Source organism: Achromobacter insolitus, assembly GCF_002209555.1.
Classification (GTDB): Bacteria; Pseudomonadota; Gammaproteobacteria; order Burkholderiales; family Burkholderiaceae_B; genus Achromobacter; species Achromobacter insolitus.
The window spans coordinates 887,035-905,288 of record NZ_NJIF01000003.1 but is presented as its reverse complement, the minus strand read 5'-3'; the positions used below and the strand labels follow the sequence as shown (position 1 = coordinate 905,288).

Here is an 18,254-nt window from a genome sequence, read left to right as displayed (position 1 = left end):
ATGGCTGAGCCTCAAACGCTGGCCCAGAAGCTGATTGCGGCGGCTTGCGGCCGTTCTTCCGTCGCCGAGGGTGAAATCGTCACCTGTGCGGTAGATCTGGCCATGTTCCATGATTCCAGCGGTCCGCGCCGCCTGCAGCCCATGCTGCAGGAGCTGGGCGCGACGTTGTGGGACCCCGCGAAAGTGGTGCTGGTCATTGACCACTATGTGCCCGAATCCGACGACGAGTCGCGCCGCATCGTGCGCATTGCCCGCGACTGGGCGGCGGGGCAGCAACTGCCCAATGTGTATGACTCGGTCGGCATCTGCCACGTGGTGGTGCCGCAGCATGGGCATATCCGTCCTGGCATGTTCTGCGTCGGCGGGGATTCGCATTCGCCCACGGGCGGCGCCTTCGGTGCCTATATGTTCGGCATCGGCAGCACTGAAATGCTGGGCGTGGCCGTCACCGGGCAGATCTGGGTGAAGGTGCCCCAGACCCTGATGATGCGCTGGAACGGCCGGCTGCCCGCGGGCGTAACGGCCAAGGACATGATGTTGCGAATGATCGGCCGCTATGGCATGAACGGCGGCCGTTACCAGGCGGTGGAGTTCTGCGGCGAGGCAGTGCGCGCGCTGTCCATGCAGGAGCGCATGACGCTGTCCAACATGAGCGCGGAACTCGGGTCGCAGGTCGGCCTGATCGCGCCGGATGAAACCACCGCCGCGTATCTGCGGGAAGCCGGTGTTACCGGCGAGCTGGACCTGGCGCGTTGGCGCAGCGACGAAGGCGCGCAGGCGGAATGGCACGATTTCGATGCCGCGGCGCTGGCGCCGCAGGTTGCTGCGCCCCACAGTCCGGCCAATGCGCGCGACGTGGACCAGTACGGCAATGTGCCGGTGGAGGTGGCCTACATCGGCGCCTGCACCGGGGCCAAGCTGGAGGACTTGCGCGCCGCGGCCAGCGTGCTGCGCGGCCGCAGGCTTGCTGCCGGCATGCGCCTGATGGTGGCGCCGGCCAGCCAGAAGGATCAGGCCCTGGCCGAACAGGAAGGGGTGATGCAGGTGCTGCGCGACGCTGGCGCGGACGTGTTCGCCACGTCCTGTGGCGCCTGCGCGGGCTACGGCGGATCGATTCCCGATGGTGCCAACGTCATTTCCACCACGGCGCGCAATTTCAAAGGACGCATGGGCTCCGAGACGGCGCAGGTCTACCTGGCCTCGCCCTATACGGTGGCAGCCTCGGCCGTCGCCGGCCGCATCGCCGATCCCCGGGAGTTCATGGCATGACCGAGCAGTCTACGACGCACCGCGTCTGGCGGGTGGGCGCGGATATCGACACCGATGCGCTGGCGCCGGGCGCCTACATGAAATTCGGCATCGACGAGATTGCCCGCCATTGCCTGCAACGGGTGCGGCCCGAATTCGCCGCCAACGCGCGGCCGGGCGACGTGCTGGTGGCCGGTCCCAACTTCGGCATCGGTTCCTCGCGCGAGCAGGCTGCCGCGGCGCTCGTGCGCCTGGGCATTGCCGCGGTGGTGGCGCCGTCCTTCAACGGCCTGTATTTCCGCAATGCCTTCAACGTAGGCCTGCTGCTGCTGACCTGCGAGCAGGCCGAAACCCTGCAAGAGGGCGAACGCATCGTCCTGGACCCCGCCGCCGGCCGGATCCGCCGAGCCACGGGCGGATCCGCGGCGTTGCGGTGCGACACCGTGCCCGGCTTCCTGTTGGAAATGGTGCAGGCCGGCGGACTGCTGAATCTGCTGAAACAGCGCAAGACTCATTAGGAATCACATCATGCTTGATCCCGTCACACTTGCGGTCCTGAAGGGCCGCCTGGAACAGATCGCCGACGAAATGGACGCCACGCTGTATCGCAGCGCGTTCAACCCCATCATTGCCGAAGCCCACGACGCGTGCCATGGCATGTACGACGCGGCCACCGGCGCCACGCTGATACAGGGCAAGTCCGGGCTGCCGGTGTTCGTGGGCGCGATGGCCTTTGCCGTCAAGGCCGCGGCCAAGGCGGCCGCCGAGCGGCGCGGCATGGTCGACGGCGATGTCTGGCTGTTCAACGACCCCTATGAAGGCGGCACCCACGCCAACGATTTCAAGCTGGTGCGTCCGGTGTTCCGCGGCGGCAGGCTGTTCTGCTTCCTGGCGTCGGCGGCCCATTGGCACGACGTGGGCGGCGCGGTGCCCGGCAATTACAACCCCGCCGCCACGGAATGCTGGCAGGAGGCGGTGCAGATACCGCCGGTGCGCATCGTGCGCGCGGGTGTGCTGGACCAGGACGTGTTGGCTATCCTGAAAGCCAACACTCGATTGCCCGACAGCCTGTGGGGCGACCTGAACGGGCAACTCGCGGCGCTGGAACTGGGCGCGGGCCGGCTGGACGGGCTGCTCGACGAGTACGGCGACGCCACTGTGCTGGAGTCCCTGGACACGCTGCGGGAACGAGCCCGCCGCCTGATGCGCGATCACATCTCGCGCCTGCCTGACGGTGAGTACGCCTTCGACGACATGCTGGACAACGATGGCGTGCGCGATGAGCCGCTGCGCATCGCGCTCAAGCTCAAGGTCCAGGGCGACCGCCTGATGCTGGACTTCACCGGCACTTCGCCGGCCTGCGCCGGCCCGGTGAATATTTCGCGCGCCACGGCCATCGCGGCGTGCTACGTCGCGTTGAAGCACTTGTTCCCGGATGTGCCGGCCAATGCCGGCGTGCTGGATGCGGTGGAAGTGGTGCTGCCGGAAGGCCTGGTGATTTCGGCGGACCGTCCGCGCCCGGTCGGCGGCTATACGGAGACCATCCTGCGCATGATCGACGTCATCTTCTGCGCCATGGCCCAGGCAGAGCCGGCGCGCGCGCTGGCCCAGGCCTACGGCACCATCAATGCCTTGTCGATCGCCGGCTACCGCAGCGATCCCGCGCGGCGCGGCCAGCGCTGGGTGATGTTCAGCTTCTTTGGCGGCGGCCACGGCGGCCATTCCGATGGCGACGGCCTCAGCCACGGCAACGCGCCGATTTCCACGGCCACCATCCCGCCGCTGGAAATCCTGGAAGCGGCCTACCCGGTGCGTTTCACGCAATGGGCGCTGCGTCCGGATTCGGCGGGCGACGGCGCGCACCGGGGCGGATTGGGCGCAATCTATGAAATCGAACTGCTGGAAGACAGCGCCGAGGCATTCATCTTCGGTGAACGCGGCAAGAGCGCGCCCAAGGGCATTGCCGGCGGCAAGGAGGCGGCGCTGAACGTCTTCCGCTATCAGCAGGACGGCGGTTGGCATTCTCCGCCCATGAGTTCAAAGATGCTGGGCATCCAGCTCAAGCGCGGCGATCGGGTGCGCCTGGAAACGCCCGGCGGGGGCGGCTATGGCGAGCCCGCCGCGCGCGCGCAGCAAGCGCGCGAGCACGACCGCAAAATGGGTTACGTAAGTGGCAATCTGAAGGAGCAGGCGGCATGAGCGCGGCACAAGGCTTGGTGGTGGGCGTGGACGTGGGCGGCACGTTCACCGACATATTCGTGCTGGACGAAGCGGGTGGCACCGCTCGTGTGGTAAAGGTGCCTTCCACGCGTGGCGAGGAAGCGCGTGGCTTCATGAACGGCATTGCCCGCGTGGCCGACGGGGCCGACGCCATCGGCACCATCGTGCACGGCACCACGGTGGGCACCAATGCATTGCTGGAGCGCAAGGTGGCGCGCACCGGCATCATCACCACCGCGGGTTTTCGCGACGTGCTGGAAATGCGGCGGCGCGACCGGCCCCAGACCTGGGGCCTGCGCGGCAACTACGAGCCCGTGGTTCCCCGCGATCTGCGCCTGGAAGTCGAAGAGCGGGTGCTGGCGGACGGCACCGTGCATACGCCGGTGAACCTCGCCCAGGTCGAGGCCGCGGCCCGCCAGTTGCTGGAGCAGGGGTGCGACGCGGTCTGCCTGTTTTTTGTCAATGCGTATGCCAACCCGATCAACGAGGCGCAGGCAGCGGCCTGCGTGCGCGCGCTTTGGCCCAACGGCAATGTGACGGCAGCCACCGAGGTGCTGCCGGAAATCCGTGAATTCGAACGCTGCTCCACGGCGGTGCTCAATGCCTCGTTGCAGCCGGTGGTGGGCGGTTACCTGACCCGGCTGGAGTCGGACCTGAAGGAAAACGGCTTCGGCGGAGAGTTGCTGGTGGTGCAGAGCAATGGCGGCGTGATGTCGCGCCAGACGGCCTGCGACGTGCCGGTGCGCACGGCGCTTTCCGGTCCGGCCGCGGGCGTGATCGCCTGCGCCGCCATCGCGCGGGCCGCCGGCTTTCCCAACGTGGTCAGCGGCGACATGGGGGGCACCTCGTTCGACGTGTCGCTGGTGGCGGACGGGGAGGCTTCGCTCTCGGCCCAGACCGCCATCGATTTCGGCATGGTGGTGCGCGCGCCCATGATCCAGATCGAAACCATAGGCGCGGGCGGCGGCTCGATCGCGAGCGTGGATGCGGGCGGCCTGCTCCAGGTGGGCCCGGAGTCAGCCGGCAGCGTGCCGGGGCCGGCCTGCTATGGCCGGGGCAATACCCGGCCCACCGTCACCGACGCCAACGTGCTGTTGGGCCGCATCGCGGCCGAGCGTCCGCTGGGCGGCGGTCTGCTGGCCACCATGGACGTATCGCTGGCGCGAGCCGCCATCGAGGAGCACGTGGCCAAACCGCTGGGCCTGGAGGTGCATGCCGCGGCCGAAGCCATTCTTACCGTGGCCAATGCCAAGATGGCCGGCGCGATCCGCGTCGTGTCCATCGAACGTGGCCATGACCCGCGCAAGTTCGCCTACATGCCCTTTGGCGGCGGCGGCGCGTTGCACGTCTGCGCCATGATGAACGAAGTGGATGCGGTGCGCGGCATCGTGCCACGCTACCCGGGCGTGACCTCGGCGCTGGGCTGCGTCATGGCCGACATGCGGCACGACGGCGTGCAGACGTTGAACGTGGCGCTGAGCGCACTGGACGCCGAGGACCTGCTGGCTCGCATCGACGGCCTGGCCCAGGCTTGCCAGGAGCGGCTGGATTCCGCGGGCGTGAGCTTCGAAGGCATACGAGAAAGCATCGAGCTGGACATGTTGTACGTGGGCCAAAGCCATACCGTGCGGGTCGAAATCGGCCGAGACGAACTGAACCGCGCGGGGATCGAAACCGCCTTCGACCGGGCCTACCGCGCCGCCTTCGGGCGCAGCCTGGACGGTATCGCGGTGCGTATCCTGAACTTGCGCTATGCGCGTATCGGCCAGCGACCCAAGTTCGACCTGGCGCTGCTGGCGCCGACCCGCAGCGAGATGCCGGCCGCGCTGGGAACGCAGGGGGTCTTTCATGGCGGCCAGTGGCACGACGCCGTGCGCTATGCGCGGCTGGACCTGCCGGTGGGCGCCGGAGTGGCCGGTCCCGCCATTCTTGAGCAGCCGGACACCACGATATGGATCGAGCCGGGCTTTGCCGGCCAGGTCGATTCGCTGGGTAATCTGCTGATTGCCCGCCAGCCTTCCCCGGAGAGCACCAATGTCGGCCTTTGATCCCCGCAGCACCGCGCTGGTCATCATCGACCTGCAGAACGACTTCCTGGCGCCCGGCGGCGCCTATGACCGCGGTGGCGCGGTCAGCCCGCAGGCACGCGCCTTGCCCGCGCGCGTGGCACCCGTGGCCCGCGCGCTCAAGGCACGGGGCGGTTTCGTGGCAGCCAGCCAATTCACGCTGTGGCCGGACGCACATGGCGAACCCATGATCTCGCCGCATTTGCGCCAGTTGCGGCCCTTCCTGCGCAAGGGCGATTTCGTCGCCGGCTCCAAAGGGCAGGCCAATGTGGCCGAACTGGACGGGCTGGTGGATGTGTCGGTCTGGAAAGTGGCGTATTCCGCTTTCTTCAATACCCAGTTGGACTGGGTGCTGCGGCGGGCCGGCATTTCCAGCGTGGTGCTTGCCGGCATCGTCACCAACGGCGGCGTCGCGAGCACGGCGCGCGACGCCCATATGCGCGACTATCACGTGGCGGTGCTGGCCGATGGCTGCGCCGCGCCCACGCCGGCAATGCACGACGCCTCCCTGGCTGACCTGCGCACCGTAGCGGACGTGCTGTCCTGCCAGGATTTCCTGGACAGGCTGGCCTCGTGAGCGCGCCGCAGGTCCTGCGGGGCAAGGCGCCCGGCGCGGATGCGATGCATGTGCCGGTGGCGATCATCGGCGCTGGCGCCTGCGGCTTGACCGCCGCACTGCGTTTGGCCGACGCCGGCATCGAGACGGTGCTGATCGAGCGCGACGCCGCGCCCAGCGGCTCCACCGCGCTGTCGTCCGGCTTCATTCCTGCGGCGGGGTCGGCGGTGCAGCGAGCCGCCGGCATTGAGGACGACGCGCAGCGCTTTGCCGCCGACATCCAGGCCAAGGCCGGCGGCGCGGCAGCCCCGCATCTTGTTGCCGCCTACACAGAGGCGGCCGCGGCCGCGATGGATGGGCTGGCAAGCCACGGGCTGGTCTTCGAGGTACTGGACGGCTTTCTGTACCCGGGCCATTCCGCCCGTCGCATGCATACTTTGCCGGAGCGCACCGGCGCGGCCCTGGTGGCCGCGCTGGAGCGCGCCGCGACTGGCGCCGGCGCCTATCTGCTGACCCGCGCGCTGGCGCGGCAGATCTGGACGGATGACGACGGTCGCATCACGGCGGTGGGCTGCGAGCGGCCGGACGGGTCCATGGATGTGATCGGGTGCGACGTGCTTATCCTGGCGTGCAATGGTTTTGGCGGCAATTCGGAGATGGTGGACAAGTATTTGCCGGCCATGCGCGGGGCCGTCTATGGCGGCCATGTGGGCAACGATGGCAGCGCCATCGAGTGGGGCGCGCAACTGGGGGCGCGGCTGGCCGATCTGGGCGGGTACCAGGGCCACGGTTCCTGGGCCACGCCGCAGGGCGCGCTGATTTCCTGGGCCGTGATGATGGACGGCGGCGTCCAGATCAACGGCGCCGGACGCCGTTTCCACGACGAAACCCACGGCTATTCCGAGGCCGCCGTGCATGTGCTGGCGCAGCCAGGCGGAGTGGCCTGGAATGTATTCGACGACCGCACGCTGGCGCTGGCACGAGGCTTTCCGGACTTCGTCGAGGCCGAGGCGGGTCACGCGCTCAGGACCTGCGCGGACGCTACGGCGCTGGCGGCAATGATCGGCTGCGACGCGGACACGCTGCGCGCGACGCTCGCGGGAGTGGCGCCGGGCCTGGCGGATGCGCATGGACGCCGCTTCGAACGCGTGCTGCAAGCGCCTTACCACGCCATCAAGGTCACCGGCGCGCTGTTTCATACGCAAGGCGGCCTGGACATCGACGCGCATTGCCGCGTCCTGGACCAGTCGGGCAACGCCTTGCCCAATCTGCTGGCGGCGGGCGGCGCGGCCCGCGGCGTGTCGGGCAACGATGTGTCCGGCTATCTGTCCGGCAATGGCTTGCTCAGTGCCGTGGCGGGCGGCCATATCGCTGCGGCAACCGCTGCATCGCTACTGGGCCGCCAGCTTTCCTAGGATCTTTCAGACCATGCAAAACCTGAATCTGCAAGCACAGTTGGCTACGGGCGCCGTGCTGGCTCCCGGCGTCTACGACGCCTTGTCCGCCCTGATCGCCGAACAGGCGGGTTTCGGCGCGCTGTACCTGTCTGGCGCGTCTATCGCCTATACGCGGCTGGGTCGTTCGGATATCGGGCTCACCACGTACAGCGAAGTCGAGGACACGCTGGCCCGCATCACCGAGCGGGTAGCCACGCCGGTCATCGTGGATGCCGATACGGGTTTTGGCAACGCGCTGAACACGCAGCGCACCGTGCGCGGCCTGGAGCGAGCGGGTGCGGCCATGATCCAGCTGGAGGACCAGACCTTTCCCAAGCGCTGCGGCCATCTGGACGGCAAGACCGTGGTTCCCGCCGCGGAAATGCGTGGCAAGCTGCAGGCTGCGGTCGACGCTCGGGCGCGGACTTCGACGCTGATCCTGGCGCGCACCGACGCGCTGGCCGTGGAAGGACTGGATGCCGCGCTGGACCGGGCCGAATCCTACCTGGAGGCGGGCGCCGACGCGCTTTTCATCGAGGCGCTGCGCACGCCCGAACAGATGCAGGCGGCCTGCAGCCGCTTCGCCCATCGCGTGCCTCTGCTTGCCAATATGGTCGAAGGGGGGAAAACCCCGGTGCAAAGCGCCGATGCCTTGACCGCGCTAGGGTTCCGCATCGTCATTTTCCCCGGTGGCACGGCGCGGGCCGTGGCGCATACCCTGCAAGGCTATTACGCCAGTCTGCATACCCACGGCACCACCGCGCCATGGCGTGCGGGCATGCTGGATTTCGACGGCTTGAACGCCGTGATCGGCACGCCCGAGCTGCTGGAACTCGGCCGCCGCTACGAGGGCTGAGGTCGCCGCTTCAGCGCGGCGTGCGCTGGTGCGGCACCAGCGGCGGCACCGGCTGCTCGGCAACCAGATCCCAGAACGCCGGCAGGAAGCACTCGGCCACAAGCAGCGGCTGGCCCTGGCGCCAGAACACCGAGCGGCGTGCCCAGATGCGGCCGCCGTCGCAGTCGCGCCGGGCGGCGGGCAACACGCCCAGTGCGGTGCCATGGAACGGTACCGGCGAGGCCAGCCGGCGGCAGGCAAACGGCGAACGCACGACCGTGCTGTCGTGGTAAAGCATGTCGGCCAACGGGCGGGTCAAGAGCCGGCGCATGCCTTGCCAGGCGCCGTGGGATGCGCCCAGCGGCGTCAGGCTGCGTGCCGGCACGCTGTCCACGCCGTTCACCGACATCAGCACCTCGCGTATCCACACCGGCGTGCCGGGCGGGATGCCCATCGCCCGGGCTTCGTCCAGCGGCGCCCCATCGGCATACTCGGCCAGCACGCGCAGGCGCACCTGGCCAACCTGGCGCAATCCGGCGGTCAGCGCGCCGGGGCGGAACAGCCAGTGGCGCGGGGCAGGGGGCAGGATGGGCGGCGCGCTGGCCAGCCAGCCTGCGGCGAGAGGGGGATGATGTGCTGCGGGTTTGATCATGGCTGCGTATTATGCCAAGGCGGGCGGGACGGCCCAATGCGTCGCAATGACGCAGCGCACCCGATCGCGCCCATTCCGCGCCCGGACAGGCCGGCGCATCGTCCGGGAAAGCACTTATTGTCCCGGGAACCCGCGCCTCCCTATTATTCGCACACGGTCAGCATAGACCGGAAAGGCTTGCAGTACCCCGCAGCAATAATTGCTGCCCGAACATTCAGTCTGGCTATGAAAGCCCCCGACTTGCACGCAACGCGTGGTCGGGGGCTTTTTCGTTTTCAATTTCTGAGTATGGAGCTCGCATGCAAGCGTCGGACCCGCAACGTTCCCCCGCCACTGTGACCTGGGTGGCCAGCGTGCAGATGGAGCCCGTCATCGGTGAAGTCGCCGCCAACATCACACGATCGATCGAATTGGTGGAGCAGGCCGCCGCAAAGGGCGCGCGGCTGGTGGTCCTGCCTGAACTGGCCAACACGGGATACATGTTCGAAAGCCGCGAAGAAGCCTACGCCCTGGCCGAAGCGGTGCCCGAAGGCCCCAGCTCGCAGGCGTGGATTGCGGCGGCCCAGCGCCTGGGCGTCTATCTGGTGGCCGGCATCGCCGAGCGCAGTGGCGGCCGCCTCTACAACGCCGCCCTGGTTGCGGGGCCCGAGGGCTATCTGGGGACCTATCGCAAATTGCACCTGTGGGGCGACGAAAACCTGTATTTCGAAGCCGGCGACCTGGGACTGCCGGTGTTCGATACCGAATTGGGCCGCATCGGCGTGGCGATTTGCTACGACGGCTGGTTCCCCGAGGTGTACCGGCTGTTGGCAGTGCGCGGCGCGGACATCGTGGCCGTGCCGACCAACTGGGTGCCGATGCCCGGACAGACGCGCGACGGACCCGTCATGGCGCATGCACTGACCATGGGCGGGGCCCACAGCAATGGCCTCACGGTCGTATGCGCCGACCGGGTCGGCACCGAGCGTGGCCAGCCCTTCGTGGGCCGCAGCCTGATCGTGGGTTCACAGGGGTGGACCGCCGCGGGGCCCGCCAGCATCGACCAGGAGGAAGTCCTGCTCGCTCCCATCGACGTCAGGGCCTCCCGCAGGGCGCGCCAATTGAACGATTTCAACCACGTGCTGCGCGACAGGCGCCGCGATATCTATGACGAGCAGTTGGGCGCCGCCGCAAGCTTGCGGCAACGCTGAGCGACCGTCCTCGGCCGTTCCCCCCAAGGAGAAAACCCATGAAAAACCTATACAACCGCTGCCGGATCCCCCTGTCGTTTGTCGCCTTGCTGGCCGGCCTGGCCGGCGCGCATGCCGCAGAACCGCTGCGCATCGGCGTGCCTGTCGGCCTGTCCGGGGCCAATAGCGTGGTCGCGCCTGGCGTCGTCCAGGCCTCGCAATTGGCGGCCGACGAGATCAACGCGGCCGGCGGCATCCTGGGCCGGCAGGTCGTGCTGGAGATTGCCGACGATGCCTCCGGCGCGGTCGGGGCGCAGAAGGCCTACGACACCCTGGTGTTCCAGAAGAAGGTCGACGCCATAATCGCCATGGAGACCAGCGCGGCGCGCAATGCGGCGCTGCCCATCGTTTCGCGCGGGAAGGTGCCTTATATCTACACCTCGTTCTATGAAGGCCGCTCGTGCAACCGGTGGCTGCATGTGAATGGCTGGGTGCCCGAGCAGCAGGTCGCGCCGGTCGTGGACCACTTCATGCAGGACCGCAAGGCCAAGACATTCTTCCTGGTCGGCAGCGACTACGCCTTTGGCCGCGGCATGCTGAAGTTCACGCGGGAATACATCGAAAAACAGGGCGGCCGCGTCGTGGGCGAGGAATACCTGCCCATCGATGGCTCCGACTGGACGCCGGTGGTGTCAAAGATACGTTCCGCCAACCCGGATGCGCTGATCAGTTCGACGGCGGGCGGCGGCCCCAATGTCAGCCTGGCCAAGCAGGTCAAGGCGGCGGGCCTGTCCATGCCTTATGGCAACCTGGCAATCGACGAGGGCACCGCCAAGACCATGGGCGACACGGCAGTGGGCATGTACATGTCGGCCTCCTACCTGACCAGCATCGATACGCCGCAGAACCGCAAATTCCTGGACGGGCTGAAGGCCAAGTTCGGCAATGACGCCAAGACCGCCAATGAGTTCTCCGCGCCGCAGTATGAGGCCTTCTACCTGTACAAGGCCGCGGTTGAAAAAGCCGGCGGCACCGACGCGCCCAAGGTGGTGCAGGCGCTGAGCACGGTTACTTTCGAGGGCCCGCGCGGCCCGGTGACCATGGACCGCCAGCGCCACGCGGCGCTCACCATGCGTCTGGGCCAGGTGCAGCAGGACGGCTCCATCAAGATCCTGCAGACCTTCGACAAGGTCGATCCGGGCGCGCAATGCCCGGACCTGAAATGACGGCCATGCCATGACACGCGCCGCCGGTCCCGCCGGCGGCGCCGGAGAGCGATATGGGTTTGCTGCTGGATATCCTGAGCACGGCCGCCATGCTGTTCATCGTGACGGCCGGCCTGATGATCATCTTTGGCGTAATGAAGATCGTCAATTTCGCGCACGGCGCCATTCTTACGCTGGGCAGCTATGCCAGTCTGGTGGTGACGCAGCTGGGGTTGAATCCCTGGTTGGCCTTGCCCTTCGCGCTGGCGGTGGGCGTGCTGGTGGGCATGGGGGTGGAACGCCTGATCGTGCAGCCGCTGTACAAACGGCCGCTGGACGCCATCCTGGCCACCTGGGGGCTGGGTATCGTGATAGGCCAACTGATCACCATGGCCTTCGGCCGCGAGGTGCAGTTCGTCGATTCGCCGGTGCAGGGCGCCGTGTCTTTCCTGGGCACGGAGTATTCGGCGTACCGGCTTCTCCTGGTGCCCGGCGCGCTGCTGATGTATGCGGCCATGAGCTTGCTGCTCAACGGCACGCGCTTTGGCGTGCGGACCCGGGCCGTGATCATGAACGAAGACCTGGCGCGCGGCCTGGGCATCAATGCCGAGCGCATCCGTTTCACCACGTTCGGCCTGGGCGCGGGGCTGGGGGCGCTGGCCGGCGCGCTGATCACGCCGCTGTCCAGCGTGGATCCAAACATGGGCCTGCCGTGGCTGGTCAGCGCCTTCATGCTGGTCATGGTGTCGGGCCATTCGATCACCGCGCTCATGCTGACCTGCCTGGTCTACGGCGCCTGCCAGGTGCTGGTGAGCGTCTACGTCAGCCCGATCCTGGGCGGCGTCACTATTGCCGTGTTGGCCGCGCTGACGCTGCGCCTGCGTCCCCAAGGATTCGCCCATGACTGACCGCGCATTGATTCCCCAAACGCTGGCTGGCGGCGATACCGGCGCCTCGGCACGCGCCTCGCGTGGCCGCAGTCTGCTGGGCCTGGCAGGCCTGTGCCTGGTCCTGACGGCTGCGGGGCCGTGGCTCTTTGACACTTATCTCCTGAACGTCCTGATCAAGGCGCTGTTCTTCGCGGTGGCAGCCGTCACCGTGGATGTGCTGTGGGGCTATACCGGCTACCTGACCTTCGGGCAGTCCGCTTTTTTCGGGGTGGGCGCCTACGCCGCCGGGCTCGCTTTCACGCATTACGGGTTTTCGCCGGCGATCGCGGCGCTGGCCGCGCTGGCGGCGGTGGGCGCCGCGATGGTGCTGGCGCTGGTGACCGGCTGGCTGTCGTTCTATCGCGGGGCTTCGCCGTTCTTCGCCACGGTGATTTCGCTGGTCCTGCCCATCGTGCTGATGCAGCTGGTGCTGTCCGGCGGCACTTTTACCGGCTCGTCCTCCGGCCTGACCGGCTACGAAACCTTCGATCTGTCGCTGGAAGCCTGGTATGTGATCGCGGCAGGAGGCCTGTCGGCGGTCGCGCTGATGGCCTGGGCGGTGGTGCGCAGCGACGGCGGCCGCATTCTCGTTGCGCTGCGCGACAACGAGGCGCGCTGCAGCTATCTGGGGCTGAACACGGCCCACTGGCGCATCGCGCTGCTGGTGATCTGCGGGGCGGTAGCCAGCCTGGCGGGATTCGGCTATGGCGCGTTCAGCGGCGTGGTGGCGCCGGAACTCACGGGCTTCGTCTTCGGCACGGAGTTGATCATCTGGGTGGCGCTGGGCGGGCGCGGCACCATCTGGGGCCCGGTGCTGGGCGCCATTCTGATCAATGTGGCGGGCTCCTATCTCAGCGGCAACATGCCGTTCGTGTGGCAACTGTTGCTGGGCGTGACCTTTGTCCTGGTGATCCTGCTGCTGCCGCGCGGCCTGCTGCCTCTATTGACGTCGCCTTGGCGCGGCCGCGCCGCAAGGCCGGCGGCGCCCGCGCTGGGCGAACGCGCCACGGCGCCGCGGCCATCCGGCGGCGCTGTCCGGGCCTTGGACCTGGCGGGCGTGTCCAAGCATTTTGGCAGCCTGAAAGTGCTGGAAGGGATAGACCTGCAAGCCAGCGGCGGCGAACTGGTGGGGCTGATCGGCCCCAACGGCGCGGGCAAGACCACGCTGATGCGTTGCATTGCCGACGGCGCGGAGCGTTCCCGCGGGCGGCTCGAACTCTATGGCCATGAGGTGCAGCGCGACGGCCCCGAGCAGTGCGTGCGCCATGGCCTGGGGCGCAAGTTCCAGAACGCCAATGTCTTTGACACGCTGACCGTGGCCGAGAGCCTGCGTATCGCGACCACGCTGCGCGAACGGCCGTCCTGGTGGCGCCGTTCAGCCACGCTGGACCTGCCACCCTATGCACTGGAAACCCTGCGCGTGACCGGGCTGGACCAGTGCCTGGACAGCGTGGCGCGCGACCTGTCGCACGGACAGCAGCAGGCGCTGGAACTGGCGATGGTGCTGGCGTTGGAGCCGGGCATCGTGTTGCTCGACGAACCGACGGCCGGCCTCAGCAAAGCCGAGCGCCTGCAGATAGGCCGCATACTCTCGTCGCTGGCTCACCGCTATGGCTTGTGCTGCCTGCTGGTCGAGCATGACCTGGACTTCGTCAAGGAAATCGCGACCCGCATCGTGGTCCTGCACCAGGGCCGCATCGTCATGGACGGGGGCTTCAGCGAGGTCGTGGAGTCCGAACTGGTGCGTACCATCTACGCCGGCAGCGCGCCGGCCCCGCAAGGAGCAGGGCAATGACGAGCATCGCGGCGCCGGCGTTGCGCCTGGAAGAGGTGTCCAGCGGCTACAAGCGGGCCATGGTGCTGCACGACGTGTCGCTCACGGTCGAGCGCGGCGCCTGCGTGGCCTTGTTGGGCAAGAACGGCATGGGCAAGAGCACCCTGCTCAAGACCGTCATGGGCTACCTGCCCAAGCAGCGGGGGCGCGTCAGCGTGGGCGGGGTGGACGCCACCCGGCTGCGCCCGCACGAAGTGGCGCGCTGCGGCGTTGCCTATGCGGCGCAGGAGCAGCCGCTGTTTCCCGACCTGAGCATCCGCGACAATCTGCGCTTGGGCCTGGCGCGCGAGCAGCTGTTCGACGAGCGCTTTGCCGAGATCGCCGATTTGTTCCCGGTGTTCACGGCCCGCTTGCGCCAGCACGCCGGTACCCTGTCGGGCGGAGAGCAGAAAATGCTGCTGGTGGCGCGTGGGCTGATGCAGCGGCCCGCGCTTTTGCTGCTGGACGAAATCACCGAAGGGCTGCAGCCTTCTGTGATCGAGCGCCTGGGGCGCGCGCTGACCTGGGAGCGCGAACGGCACGGCACGACGATGTTCATCGTGGAGCAGAACGTGGCGTTTGCCCTGGACGTGGCAGATCGCTATCTGGTGCTCAAGCAGGGCAGTATCGTCGACGAAGGGGTGGCTGGCGCGCCCGAGGCCGCGGGCAATATCATTGCTCATCTGAAAGTATGAACCGCACGCGGCCACAGTTTGCAATGATGCACATGCGCAATACCTGCTCAAGGATCCCATCATGACCTCGCCCCAGGACCAGGACCGGCCAGGCTGGCGCATCGGCGTGCTCTACTCGCGCAGCGGTGTCACCGGCACCACGGAATCGCAGCATTTCTTCGGCACGGTGCTCGCGGTGGAAGAAATCAATGAACTGGGCGGCGTACTGGGCCGGCCGCTTGCGCCGGTGGTGTACGACCCGCGCAGCGATGCCGAAGAATATCGCCGGCTGGCGGCCCGCCTGCTGTTGGACGACGAAGTCAGCGTCATTTTCGGCGGTTGCACCTCGCATTGCCGCAAGGCGATGCTCCCCGTCGTGGAGCGCAGCAATTCCCTGCTGTGGTATGGATCGGTCTACGAAGGCTTCGAATATTCTCCCAATGTGATTTATACCGGTGCGGCGCCCAACCAGGGCAGCATGCAGCTGGCGGCTTACCTGATCCAGAATTGCGGCTCGCGCATATTCCTGGTGGGCGCGGACTACATCTATCCGCGCGAGACCAACCGCATCATGCGCGAAACCGTCGAGGAACACGGCGGCGAGATTCTCGACGAAACCTATCTGCCGCTGGGCTGCGACGACAGCGAGATCAACGATGTCGTCGCGGACATCCGGCGCATCCAGCCCGACGTGGTGTTTTCCACTCTTATCGGCGCGGACGCCCAGCGCTTCTACCAGCGCTATCACGAGGTCTGCCAGGCCGAGGGTACGGAAACCGCGCATATCCCCATCGCCAGCCTGACGATGGCGGAATCCGAGGTCGCGGAGATCGGGCCTCGGCGCTGCGTGGGACACATCACGGCCGCCACGTACTTCAACACGGTGGACACGCCGGCCAATGCGCACTTCCTGGCGCGATGGCGCGCGCGCTTCGGCGATCATCCGGCCAGTGTCTACGCGGAAACCTGCTATAGCCAGATACACCTCTTCGCGCGCGCTTTGCAGCGTGTGGGCAGCATGGACACCCGCAAGCTCGTGCAGGCGGTGCATCAGGTGCAGTTCGACGCGCCGGACGGGCTGATGTCCGTGCTGTCGGAAAACAACCATAGCGTGCTGACGCCGCGCATCGGCGTGTGCCGTGAGGACGGACGCTTCGATATCGTCTGGGAAAGCGATGAACCGGTGAAGCCTGACCCCTACCTCACCGCGTTCGGCCTGGACGAGTTCTGGTTGAAATAGCCATGGACCATAGCCTACGCCGCCTTTACGAGGACTTGCGCAGCGTGGCCGTCGCGGTGGTGTATCCACCGGGCGAGGACCGCGACGTGCTGGTCGAACAACTCAAGCGCATCGGGTGCCGCATCCATCTGCACTGGCCGTTTCCGGATGTTCCGCCGACAGGGGTGGACGTCATCTTCTTCCAGGTGTCGCAATGCGGCCGGAACAGCGCCGCCTGGTCGGCCAGCGAGGTCGAGGCCACCCTGATCGCCTTGTCCGAGTACGAAACCCCGACCACGCTGAAGCAGCTGCTCAAGACCAATGCGCACGGGGTGCTGACACGGCCCTTCCGCTCGGCGGGGGTGCTCAGCACCCTGGTGCTGGCGCGCTCCGCCAAGCAATTCCAGGGCCGCCAGCAGTCCAAGATCAACAAGCTGGAAAGCACGATCAAGGCAAGGCGCGTCATCGAAAAGGCCATCCGCGTGCTGATGGACCACCAGCGCCTGGACGAGCGCGCCGCCTATGAACACATGCGGACCCGGGCGACGGGCCTGCGCGTCAGTGTGGCGGAAGTGGCCGCGATGATCATCGAGGCCAGCGAGGCCATGGAAAAACTCGGCCTGGGCGGCTTGCGCCCGGGGCCATCGCAGAACAACTGAGCCGCAAGGAGCCGGACAATGAAGGTCATGATCGCCCGCCTGAATCACGAGACCAACACGTTCTCGCCGGTGCCCACGCCGCTGTCCGCGTTTGGCAATGACGGTCCCGCCTTTGGCGATCAGGCCTACGACGAGAACAAAGGCAAGCGCACGGCGATGTCGGCCTTCATCGATATCGCCGAGGCAAACGGCGCGACGCTGGTTACGCCGGTTTCCGCCACGGCCTACCCCAGCGGCCGGGTGTCGGCGCAGGCCTATCGCGAGCTGTGCGACGCGATCGTGGCCGGCGCGCGGGGCTGCGGCGCCATCCTGCTGGACCTGCACGGCGCCATGGTGGCCGAGACCACCGATGATGGCGAGGGCGACCTGCTCGAACGCCTGCGCAGGCAGACGCCGGACGTGCCCATCGCGGTGGCGCTGGACCTGCACGGCAATGTCACGCCCAAGATGATGGCCAACGCCGACGTCATCATCAGCTTCAAGACCTATCCGCACGTGGACATGTACGAGACCGGCGAGCATGCGGGCCGCATCCTGTACGACTGGCTCAATGGCGGTCCGCGTCCGGTGATGGCCTGGCGCCGCCTGCCGCTGATGACGCACACCCTGCGCAGCGCCACCGGCCAGGGAGCCATGCGCAACGCGGTGCAGGCGGCGCGCCGCGCGGAGGAGGAGGGCGGCATCCTGGGCGTGTCCGTGCTGGCGGGTTTTGCGCTGGCCGACATACCCGATCCCTGCCTGAGCGTCGTCGTGGTGGGTTCGGGGACGCAGGAGCAGGCGGAACGGACCGCGGCCGCGATGGCCACGACCATCTGGGCCGAGCGCGACGGCTATTTTTACGACAGCGAACCCCTGGGCGAGTCGCTGGCCCGGGCGGCCGAATTGGCGCGCGGCGCGGATAAACCCGTGCTTTTGCTCGACCACGGCGACAACTGCATGTCCGGCGGCACCTGTGACACCATGGAAGTGCTGGTCGCGGCGGTGGAGGCCGGGCTGACGGGGATCATCGCGGGCCTGTATTGCGATCCCGAAGCCGTCGAGGCGCTGGCCGCGGCGGGCGAGGGCAGCCAGGTGGAGCTGCCGGTGGGGAACAAACTACCGATCCCCGCCATAGGCCGGCCGGCGGCGCCCGTGCGGCTGCGGGGCGTGGTCCGCGCAGTGACCAACGGCGAATACGTCATTACCGGCCCGACCTACACCGGGCAGACGGCATGCATGGGCCGCAGCGCGGTGCTGGACATCGGTGCGGCGCAATTGGTGATCACCGAGAGAACCCACGAGCCCTGGGACCTGGGGGTGTTCGAGAGCATGGGGCTGGATCCGCGGCGGGCCCGTTTCGTGTTGGTGAAGTCCCGCATGTACTGCCGGCCGGTGTTTGAGCCGATATCGCAGGCGCTGGTGGAGTGCGCCAGCGCGGGCGTCACCAGTTCGGATTTCGCGCTGTTTCCCTATGAGCGCCGCAGCCGGCCGCTGTATCCGCTGGATGCCATGGCGCCATCGGATTACCACCCCGCTGGGTAAAGAAAAGGGCCGGGTGGAACGGGGCCGGATGGCGTCCGCATACAATACCGGC

The 18,254-nt window shown here is 67.5% G+C and carries 16 protein-coding genes; 15 read left to right on the top strand and 1 reads right to left on the bottom strand.

Features of this window, described 5'->3' with window-relative positions:
- The 7 genes from CEY08_RS14350 to CEY08_RS14320 are packed head-to-tail and all read left to right on the top strand — an operon-like array spanning position 1 to position 8,382.
- A complete protein-coding gene (locus tag CEY08_RS14350; RefSeq protein WP_076812976.1) occupies positions 1-1,269 on the top strand; it encodes a 3-isopropylmalate dehydratase large subunit in 1,269 nt (422 codons plus the stop codon).
- Entirely contained in the window at positions 1,266-1,766 is a 501-nt protein-coding gene (locus tag CEY08_RS14345; protein ID WP_076812979.1) for a LeuD/DmdB family oxidoreductase small subunit, read from the top strand. The genes CEY08_RS14350 and CEY08_RS14345 overlap by 4 nt, the downstream gene beginning before the upstream one ends.
- A 10-nt stretch (positions 1,767-1,776) precedes the next feature.
- Positions 1,777-3,447, top strand: coding sequence for a hydantoinase B/oxoprolinase family protein (locus CEY08_RS14340; protein WP_076812983.1), 1,671 nt, complete (start codon positions 1,777-1,779; stop codon positions 3,445-3,447).
- The gene (locus tag CEY08_RS14335; protein ID WP_088607700.1) at positions 3,444-5,516 is read left to right on the top strand and encodes a hydantoinase/oxoprolinase family protein; all 2,073 of its coding nucleotides are present in this window, start codon (positions 3,444-3,446) and stop codon (positions 5,514-5,516) included. The genes CEY08_RS14340 and CEY08_RS14335 overlap by 4 nt, the downstream gene beginning before the upstream one ends.
- The gene (locus tag CEY08_RS14330; protein ID WP_042793239.1) at positions 5,503-6,111 is read left to right on the top strand and encodes a cysteine hydrolase family protein; all 609 of its coding nucleotides are present in this window, start codon (positions 5,503-5,505) and stop codon (positions 6,109-6,111) included. Before CEY08_RS14335 ends, CEY08_RS14330 begins: the two co-directional genes overlap by 14 nt.
- Entirely contained in the window at positions 6,108-7,505 is a 1,398-nt protein-coding gene (locus CEY08_RS14325) for an FAD-dependent oxidoreductase (RefSeq protein ID WP_076812986.1), read from the top strand. Before CEY08_RS14330 ends, CEY08_RS14325 begins: the two co-directional genes overlap by 4 nt.
- A gap of 13 nt (positions 7,506-7,518) precedes the next feature.
- Positions 7,519-8,382 carry an isocitrate lyase/PEP mutase family protein gene (locus CEY08_RS14320; RefSeq protein ID WP_042793242.1) on the top strand — a complete coding sequence of 288 codons (864 nt, stop codon included), beginning with the start codon at positions 7,519-7,521 and terminating at the stop codon, positions 8,380-8,382.
- Positions 8,383-8,392: 10 nt separating this feature from the next.
- Here the strand turns inward: CEY08_RS14320 and CEY08_RS14315 are convergent, their stop codons facing one another.
- Entirely contained in the window at positions 8,393-9,013 is a 621-nt protein-coding gene (locus CEY08_RS14315) for a chorismate--pyruvate lyase family protein (RefSeq protein ID WP_088607699.1), read from the bottom strand.
- A 299-nt stretch (positions 9,014-9,312) separates the two neighbouring features.
- On the opposite strand from CEY08_RS14315, the gene CEY08_RS14310 reads away from it, so the two are divergent.
- The 8 genes from CEY08_RS14310 to CEY08_RS14275 all read left to right on the top strand — a co-directional run bounded on the left by CEY08_RS14310 (position 9,313) and on the right by CEY08_RS14275 (position 18,202).
- On the top strand, positions 9,313-10,203 hold the full coding sequence (locus CEY08_RS14310; RefSeq protein ID WP_042793243.1) for a nitrilase family protein: 891 nt from the start codon (positions 9,313-9,315) through the stop codon (positions 10,201-10,203).
- 38 nt (positions 10,204-10,241) lie between these two features.
- The gene (locus CEY08_RS14305) at positions 10,242-11,408 is read left to right on the top strand and encodes a substrate-binding protein (protein ID WP_076812989.1); all 1,167 of its coding nucleotides are present in this window, start codon (positions 10,242-10,244) and stop codon (positions 11,406-11,408) included.
- Between the two features lie 53 nt (positions 11,409-11,461).
- Complete coding sequence (locus CEY08_RS14300) at positions 11,462-12,295, top strand: branched-chain amino acid ABC transporter permease (RefSeq protein ID WP_076812991.1); 834 nt, start codon at positions 11,462-11,464, stop codon at positions 12,293-12,295.
- The gene (locus CEY08_RS14295; RefSeq protein ID WP_076812994.1) at positions 12,288-14,111 is read left to right on the top strand and encodes a branched-chain amino acid ABC transporter ATP-binding protein/permease; all 1,824 of its coding nucleotides are present in this window, start codon (positions 12,288-12,290) and stop codon (positions 14,109-14,111) included. Before CEY08_RS14300 ends, CEY08_RS14295 begins: the two co-directional genes overlap by 8 nt.
- The gene (locus CEY08_RS14290) at positions 14,108-14,824 is read left to right on the top strand and encodes an ABC transporter ATP-binding protein (RefSeq protein WP_082884736.1); all 717 of its coding nucleotides are present in this window, start codon (positions 14,108-14,110) and stop codon (positions 14,822-14,824) included. The genes CEY08_RS14295 and CEY08_RS14290 overlap by 4 nt, the downstream gene beginning before the upstream one ends.
- Positions 14,825-14,885: 61 nt before the next feature.
- Entirely contained in the window at positions 14,886-16,043 is a 1,158-nt protein-coding gene (locus CEY08_RS14285) for a transporter substrate-binding domain-containing protein (protein WP_042793246.1), read from the top strand.
- 2 nt (positions 16,044-16,045) lie between these two features.
- Complete coding sequence (locus CEY08_RS14280; RefSeq protein ID WP_063959807.1) at positions 16,046-16,681, top strand: ANTAR domain-containing response regulator; 636 nt, start codon at positions 16,046-16,048, stop codon at positions 16,679-16,681.
- Between the two features lie 18 nt (positions 16,682-16,699).
- Entirely contained in the window at positions 16,700-18,202 is a 1,503-nt protein-coding gene (locus CEY08_RS14275; RefSeq protein ID WP_076812997.1) for a M81 family metallopeptidase, read from the top strand.
- Positions 18,203-18,254 lie beyond the last annotated feature (52 nt).

Excerpts from the sequence above, each read along its gene's own strand:
- CEY08_RS14350 (WP_076812976.1), top strand. The coding sequence starts at position 1 with ATGGCTGAGCCTCAAACGCTGGCCCAGAAGCTGATTGCGGCGGCTTGC.
- CEY08_RS14345 (WP_076812979.1), top strand. The coding sequence starts at position 1,266 with ATGACCGAGCAGTCTACGACGCACCGCGTCTGGCGGGTGGGCGCGGAT.
- CEY08_RS14340 (WP_076812983.1), top strand. The coding sequence starts at position 1,777 with ATGCTTGATCCCGTCACACTTGCGGTCCTGAAGGGCCGCCTGGAACAG.
- CEY08_RS14335 (WP_088607700.1), top strand. The coding sequence starts at position 3,444 with ATGAGCGCGGCACAAGGCTTGGTGGTGGGCGTGGACGTGGGCGGCACG.
- CEY08_RS14330 (WP_042793239.1), top strand. The coding sequence starts at position 5,503 with ATGTCGGCCTTTGATCCCCGCAGCACCGCGCTGGTCATCATCGACCTG.
- CEY08_RS14320 (WP_042793242.1), top strand. The coding sequence starts at position 7,519 with ATGCAAAACCTGAATCTGCAAGCACAGTTGGCTACGGGCGCCGTGCTG.
- CEY08_RS14315 (WP_088607699.1), bottom strand. The coding sequence starts at position 9,013 with ATGATCAAACCCGCAGCACATCATCCCCCTCTCGCCGCAGGCTGGCTG.
- CEY08_RS14310 (WP_042793243.1), top strand. The coding sequence starts at position 9,313 with ATGCAAGCGTCGGACCCGCAACGTTCCCCCGCCACTGTGACCTGGGTG.
- CEY08_RS14305 (WP_076812989.1), top strand. The coding sequence starts at position 10,242 with ATGAAAAACCTATACAACCGCTGCCGGATCCCCCTGTCGTTTGTCGCC.
- CEY08_RS14300 (WP_076812991.1), top strand. The coding sequence starts at position 11,462 with ATGGGTTTGCTGCTGGATATCCTGAGCACGGCCGCCATGCTGTTCATC.
- CEY08_RS14295 (WP_076812994.1), top strand. The coding sequence starts at position 12,288 with ATGACTGACCGCGCATTGATTCCCCAAACGCTGGCTGGCGGCGATACC.
- CEY08_RS14290 (WP_082884736.1), top strand. The coding sequence starts at position 14,108 with ATGACGAGCATCGCGGCGCCGGCGTTGCGCCTGGAAGAGGTGTCCAGC.
- CEY08_RS14285 (WP_042793246.1), top strand. The coding sequence starts at position 14,886 with ATGACCTCGCCCCAGGACCAGGACCGGCCAGGCTGGCGCATCGGCGTG.
- CEY08_RS14280 (WP_063959807.1), top strand. The coding sequence starts at position 16,046 with ATGGACCATAGCCTACGCCGCCTTTACGAGGACTTGCGCAGCGTGGCC.
- CEY08_RS14275 (WP_076812997.1), top strand. The coding sequence starts at position 16,700 with ATGAAGGTCATGATCGCCCGCCTGAATCACGAGACCAACACGTTCTCG.